Source organism: Deinococcus sp. (assembly GCF_030523985.1).
Taxonomy (GTDB): Bacteria; Deinococcota; Deinococci; order Deinococcales; family Deinococcaceae; genus Deinococcus.
The window spans coordinates 1-6,239 of record NZ_JAUNHK010000033.1 but is presented as its reverse complement, the minus strand read 5'-3'; the positions used below and the strand labels follow the sequence as shown (position 1 = coordinate 6,239).

Genomic DNA, 6,239 nt, shown 5'->3' with positions numbered 1-6,239 from the left:
TGGACTTTGCCCCCGGTGAGGAGCCGGGCCTGCTGCACCTGATGCGCGTCAAGGAAGTTCTGGAAGACCTGCTGGAACGCCGCGCCGACGTGGTGCTCGAAGCCAGCCTGCGCCCGCCCCTGCGCGGTGAGATTCTGGCCGACGCGGTGGACGTGATGGCGGTGCCGCCCGTGCCCGCGCCCAGTCACCGGGTCAAGCGCTGGCGCTGGCGGCTGTTCGAGTTGCTGGACACGCTCGACCGCCTGTTCGCCCTGACCGCGCCGCTGAGTCTCGACACCTTCCGAATGCGCGAGGAAGTGCAGGACGCCGTGCTGCTGGGCCTGCTGCGGCTGGGCGAAACGACCAAGTACATCCCCCAGAGCGTGCAAGACCGCCACCCCGAAGTGCCCTGGGCCTACCTGCGCGACATTCGCAACTTGGTGGCGCACGACTATTTCGGCCTCGCGCCCGAACTGGTCTGGCGCACCGTGCGTGAGGAACTGCCCGCCCTGCGCCCCCGGCTGCAAGCCCTGGCCGACAGTGCCGAGCCTGACCGCATGGAGGGGCCTGCGCCTTCCTCTCTTTCCTAGCCCCCTCGCCTAGAATACGCGGCGTGACCCACCTTCCTGATTCTCGCCCGTCCCCGACTGCGGCCAGGGTGGCGCTGATAGCCAGCGGCGTGGCGCTCGCGGCGCTGCTGCTGACCCCGCTCGCCGCCCTGGGGCGTACGTTCGATGGCGCTCCGGTGCTGCTGCACCTGTTCGGCAGCCTGCACAACTTCAGCGCCAACACCGACGTTCGCCTGCCGCCTTCTGCCCCCACGCAGATGCTGGGGTTGACTTCCTTCGCCTTGACCCTCGCCACCCTGTTCGGAGCCTGGAAACGGCAGAACTGGTTCTGGATCACAGGGCTGCTGGCGGCGCTGACCTCGGTGGCGGCGGTGGTGCTGCTGGGGCAGGCGTTGGGGGCCGAAGTCGCTCGCGTCGCTGCCGACGACACCCTGCGCCGCCCGGTCAAGGTGCGCCTGCGGAGCTTCTACGAGGGGGGCGGCATGAACCTGGGCCTCCTTGCCTCGGTGCTGGGCGGACTGGTGGCGGCAAGCGCGGGCCTGAGTGCGCGGCCTGCGTGGTGGGAACGGTTCAACCGCATGCGCGGCCTGCTGGTGCCCGTTGCCGCCATTGCGCTGGCGATTGCGGTGGGCGCGGTGGTGGTGCTGCTGGTGCAGCCGCCCATCAACCAGACGGGAGCGCCGCTGGGGCTGTGGGGCAGTTGGCTGGCCCGCACCGACCTGGTGTATTTCGTCTATTCCACGCTGTTTGCCCCCGTGACCAGCCTCAACCCCTTCCTGGACAGCCTCAAGCTGGCGACGCCGCTTATCTTTACGGGCCTCTCGGTGGCCTTCGCCTTCCGCACGGGCCTCTTCAACATCGGCGCCCCCGGTCAACTGACGATGGGCGCGATTGCCGCCATGCTGGTGGGCGTCTACGCTCCGGCGAGCCTGGGCTGGCTGCTGATGCCGCTTTCGGTCATCGCTGCGGGCGCGGGCGGGGCGCTGTGGGGAGCCATTCCGGGCGTGCTCAAGGCCCGCTTCGGCTCCAGCGAAGTCATCAACACCATCATGCTCAACTACATCGCCGCCGGGATTTTCGTCTTTCTTATCGGCTCGAACGAGTTTCCCTTCCTGGGCAAGACCTACAGCCTGCCCTTCAAGGCCGAAGGGTACGAAGCCCAGAGTGCCGAACTGCACGAGGCGGCGCGGCTGCCCACCCTGCTCGACCTGCTGAACGTCGGCAAGGAAGGGGCCACCGTCCTCAGCCTGGGCTGGCTGTTCGCGCTGGTGGCGTATCTGGTCGCCCGGCCTCTGCTGCGGCGTACCCGGCAGGGCGGTTGGCTGGCGCTCGGCGCGGCGTTGCTGGTCGGGCTGCTGACCTGGCGCATCGGCGTGCCCATCGACATCGCGGGCAGCCAACTCAACGCTTCGTTCCTGCTGGCGCTGGTGTGCGTGGCCCTCTTCGGCACGCTGATGTGGCGCACGGCGACGGGGTACGCGCTGCGGGCAGTGGGCCTTTCGCCCAAGGCAGCGGAATACGGCGGCATCAGCGTGGCGCGTGGCACCATCCTCGCCATGACCATCGCGGGCATGTTCGCGGGACTGGCAGCGACCCACTACGTGCAGGGCGGGGCGCTCGACGACTACCGCCTCAAGCAGAACATGCCGGTCAACGTCGGCTTCGACGGCATCGCCGTGGCGCTGATGGGCCAGAGCACTCCGGCGGGCGTGGTCGCCTCCAGCCTGCTGTTCGGCACCATCGATACGGGCGGCATCGACGCCGACCTGCGCCTGGACGCCATCAACAAGGACATCGTGACGGTGCTCAAGGCGCTCATCGTGCTGTTCATCGCCGCTGGTGGCTTCCTGAGTCGCCGCGTGACCGACCCGCCGCCGCTCAACCTCGCCGGGCCGGGTGAGCCGAACGCTGCGCCCAAACTGCCCAACGTGGGCCAGAGCAGCCGGGGTCAACCGGGAAGCGGGCAGGGTACTGACGGCATCGACAAAGGCCCCCACACCCAGGATTCGCGTCCGTCCAGCGGACAGCAGGGGAGCAACTGATGGATATTCTCGGACAAATTCTGAGCGTGACCTTTCTGGTGACGTTCATCCGCTCGGTGGTGCCGCTGCTGCTCACGGGCCTCGGCGGGCTGTTCAGCGAACGCAGCGGCGTGGTCAACATCGCCCTGGACGGCCTGATTATCTTCGGGGCATTGGCGGGCGCAGTCGTGACCCTGAGCACCGAAAACCAACTCGGCAACCTCGCCCCCTGGCTGGGCTGGCTGGCGGGTGCGCTGGTGGGCGGCCTGATTGCCTGGATTCATGCCGTCCTGAGCATCAAATACCGCGCCGACCAAGTGATCTCGGGCACGGCGATCAACCTGCTGGCCCTGGGTGTGCCGCCCGTCATCCTGCAAGTGCTGTACAACACCAGCAACGAGTCGCCCAAGGTGCAGCATCCGCTGCCGCTGTGGGGCATCGGGGACTTCAAGTTCTCGCCGCCCGTGTACTTCGCGTTTCTGGTCGTGGCTTTGGTGTGGTACGTGATGTACCGCACCCCCTACGGCCTGCGCCTGCGCGCTACGGGCGAGCAACCCGGCGCCGCCGCCAGCATGGGCGTCAACGTGCAGCGGATGCGCTATTCGGCGGTCATCCTGTCGGGCATTCTGGCGGGGTCGGCGGGCGTGTTTCTCAGCATCGGCAACCTCAGCGCCTACACCCGCAACATGAGTGCGGGCCTGGGCTTTATCGCGCTGGCGGCGCTGATTTTCGGGCAGTGGAAGCCGCTGGGTGTGCTGGGCGCGACGGTGCTGTTCGGCTTCTTGCAGGCGGTCAGTATCGCGCTGGGCGGCAAGAACCTGCTGCCCGACCCCCTGATCGGGGCGCTGCCCTACCTGATTACCATTCTGGCGCTGGTCTTTACGGGCCGCAGCGCCGCGCCCAAGGCTCTGGGACGGCCTTACGAGGGCTAGCAGTCGAACATCGAAGAAGCCGAGCAGGCTCTCCGCCGAGGTCAGGGAAATGTCCCCTGGCCTTTTGGTTTTACGGTTGGCGCGTTCGCACTACAGTAGGCGCATTGTGATGCCCACTCCCCCCCCGCCCGGTTCGCTCTCGCCTGCTCCCCAGCCTGGACAGCAGCCCAACGCCTTTCAGTACGCCTGGCGCAGTCCCTGGATAAGGCTGGCGGTGTTCCTGCTGGGCTTTTACCTGCTCTACCGCTTTTCGCAACTCACGCTGAGCATCATCGTCATCTTTACGGTCGCTTTCCTGATCGCCTACCTCGCCAACCCGCTGCTCAACTGGCTCGAACGGGGCCGGGTCAAGCGGGGGCTGGGCGTCTTTTTCGTGCTGCTGCTGTTTATCGGGATCCTGACCCTGGCGGGGGCGCTGTTCGTGACCGTCGCCGGGCAGTTTGTCCAACTGTTCCAGAGGCTGCCCGCCCAGATCGACAACCTCAACACCCTGCTGACCGGGGTGGTCAACTGGTTGACCGAGCGTGGCGTGCCCGGCCTCACCGATGCCCAGACCCGCATCAACGAGGCGGCGCGCGAGTGGGTGTCCAACCTCGGCGACAACATCATTCCCATGCTCCAGAACGCCCTCAACTCGACGGGCACCCTCTTCAACCGCCTGGTGTCCATCGGGGGCGTGGTGGGTCAAGTGGTGCTGATGCTGCTGCTCAGCGTGTACCTCATGCTCGACTACAACCGCCTCAACGCCTCGCTGCTGCGGGCTTTCCCCCGCCCCTGGCAGCCCAAAGTCCTCGAGATCAGCGACCTCGTGGGGATAGCGGTGGGCGGCTATGTACGCGGCCAACTCCTCATTGCAACCTTCATCGGCGTGGTGGTCTGGCTGGGCCTGACCCTTATCGGCGTTCCGAGCGCCGCAGCCATCGGCTTTCTGGCGGGAGCTTTCAACATCGTGCCCTACCTGGGGCCGATCGTCGGGGCCACGCCTGCACTGTTGCTGGCGCTGACGCTGCCCAACGCGCCGCTCAAGATGCTGCTGGTGGTGGTGGTCTTCGTGGTCGCCAACCAGATCGAGGGCAACTTCCTGAGTCCTTACATCCTCAGCCGAACCACCGACCTCCACCCGGTCACGGTGCTGCTCGCCATTCTGATTGGCGTGGCGCTGATGGGCTTTGCCGGGGCGCTGCTCGCCGTGCCTGCCGTGGCGCTCGGCAAACTGCTGCTGGAAAAGTACTACTACCCCAGCCGCGTCTACACCGAAGGGCCATAGCGCTTCCAAGAATCCGAACGCCGCCGACTCTTTGCAAAAGGGTCGGCGGCATCTTCGTCTGGCAAGCAACCAAAAAAGAAGCGGGAGAGCCTAAACTCTCCCACTTGCTGGCGGTCCGGACGGGATTTGAACCCGCGACCTTCTGCGTGACAGGCAGATATGCTAACCGCTACACTACCGGACCAGCGGAAAAGAGAGTAAAGGCCACCCGGTCAGAAGTCAAGTGCGGGCCCCGCCGGGTGCCCGACACGATCAGCTCAACTTTTGTGGGTCTTGCCCCGGCAAAGCCACTTCTGATAGACTGACCTTTAGTGTCTTGTGCTTGGTAGAGCCGAGATGACCGGGTGGCTTCCCCGGACGCGGACGTTTCTTCTCCCCGGTAGAGCGGGCCGCCGTCAACCAGCCAAATCCCAACCCCCTTTACGGAGTACAAGGTGAAAACCTACATCCCCAAAAACGACGAGCAGAACTGGGTCGTGGTGGACGCCTCGGGCGTGCCCCTCGGCCGCCTCGCCACCCTGATTGCCAGCCGCATCCGTGGCAAGCACCGCCCCGACTTCACCCCCAACATGATTCAGGGTGACTTCGTGGTCGTCATCAACGCCGAGCAAGTCGCCCTGACCGGCAACAAGCTCGACGGCAAGGTGTACACCCGCTACACCGGCTACCAGGGCGGCCTGAAGACCGAAACCGCCCGCGAAGCGCTCAAGAAGCACCCCGAGCGCGTCATCGAGCACGCCGTGTTCGGCATGCTGCCCAAGGGCCGCCAGGGCCGTGCCATGCACAGCCGCCTGAAGGTCTACGCCGGCGAAGCCCACCCCCACAGCGCCCAGAAGCCCCAGACGCTCGAGGTCAAATAATCATGGCGATTCAGCAACCTGAACAGTACTACGGCACCGGCCGCCGCAAGGCCGCTGTCGCCCGCGTGTTCCTGCGCCCTGGCGAAGGCAAGATTCTGGTCAACGGCAAAGAGTTCCAGACCTACTTCCGTGGTCTGCTGCGTGCCGTTCACGCCCTGCAAGGCTTCAAGGAAACCGGCACCGCTGGCCGCTTTGACGCCATCATCACCGTGACGGGCGGTGGCCCCACCGGTCAGGCCGACGCCATCAAGCTCGGCATTGCCCGCGCCCTGCTCAAGGTCAACCCCGACTTCCGCGCCCAGATGAAACCCAAGGGCCTGCTGACCCGTGACCCCCGCGAAGTCGAGCGCAAGAAGTACGGCCTCAAGAAGGCCCGCCGCGCTCCCCAGTTCTCCAAGCGCTGAGTTTTACCGCTTGTTTTGCCCCTTCCCGTCTGGGAGGGGGTTTTTCGTTGCCCTTCGGCTGGGCAGGGGGCAGCCGCTACACTGTGAGGCGTGCGGCGTCTTGTGCTTCTGTGCTTTCTGTTGATGTCGGCGTCGGCGCAGAGTCCGGCGGCCTCGCAAACGGTCACCCTACAGCGTGAGCCTGCCCCGGTGGGCCGCGTGGCGCAG

The 6,239-nt window shown here is 66.0% G+C and carries 6 protein-coding genes and 1 tRNA gene; 6 read left to right on the top strand and 1 reads right to left on the bottom strand.

Annotated elements, in window-relative coordinates:
- From Q4C89_RS06795 to Q4C89_RS06780, 4 genes are all read left to right on the top strand, one after another.
- On the top strand, positions 1-569 hold a 569-nt coding region (locus tag Q4C89_RS06795; RefSeq protein ID WP_303101851.1), incomplete at its 5' end, for a HepT-like ribonuclease domain-containing protein.
- Between the two features lie 23 nt (positions 570-592).
- Complete coding sequence (locus Q4C89_RS06790; protein ID WP_303101850.1) at positions 593-2,590, top strand: ABC transporter permease; 1,998 nt, start codon at positions 593-595, stop codon at positions 2,588-2,590.
- On the top strand, positions 2,590-3,501 hold the full coding sequence (locus Q4C89_RS06785) for an ABC transporter permease (RefSeq protein WP_303101849.1): 912 nt from the start codon (positions 2,590-2,592) through the stop codon (positions 3,499-3,501). Before Q4C89_RS06790 ends, Q4C89_RS06785 begins: the two co-directional genes overlap by 1 nt.
- Before the next feature lie 109 nt (positions 3,502-3,610).
- Positions 3,611-4,768 carry an AI-2E family transporter gene (locus Q4C89_RS06780; protein ID WP_303101848.1) on the top strand — a complete coding sequence of 386 codons (1,158 nt, stop codon included), beginning with the start codon at positions 3,611-3,613 and terminating at the stop codon, positions 4,766-4,768.
- A 108-nt stretch (positions 4,769-4,876) separates the two neighbouring features.
- Here the strand turns inward: Q4C89_RS06780 and Q4C89_RS06775 are convergent.
- Positions 4,877-4,952, bottom strand: a tRNA-Asp gene (locus Q4C89_RS06775).
- A gap of 250 nt (positions 4,953-5,202) precedes the next feature.
- Here Q4C89_RS06775 and rplM point away from each other — a divergent pair.
- Positions 5,203-5,628, top strand: a complete 426-nt coding sequence (gene rplM / locus Q4C89_RS06770) for a 50S ribosomal protein L13 (protein WP_303101847.1) — start codon at positions 5,203-5,205, stop codon at positions 5,626-5,628.
- Between the two features lie 2 nt (positions 5,629-5,630).
- A complete protein-coding gene (gene rpsI, locus Q4C89_RS06765; RefSeq protein WP_303101846.1) occupies positions 5,631-6,032 on the top strand; it encodes a 30S ribosomal protein S9 in 402 nt (133 codons plus the stop codon).
- The last annotated feature ends 207 nt before the right edge of the window (positions 6,033-6,239 follow it).

Excerpts from the sequence above, each read along its gene's own strand:
- Q4C89_RS06785 (WP_303101849.1), top strand. The coding sequence starts at position 2,590 with ATGGATATTCTCGGACAAATTCTGAGCGTGACCTTTCTGGTGACGTTC.
- Q4C89_RS06780 (WP_303101848.1), top strand. The coding sequence starts at position 3,611 with ATGCCCACTCCCCCCCCGCCCGGTTCGCTCTCGCCTGCTCCCCAGCCT.
- rpsI (WP_303101846.1), top strand. The coding sequence starts at position 5,631 with ATGGCGATTCAGCAACCTGAACAGTACTACGGCACCGGCCGCCGCAAG.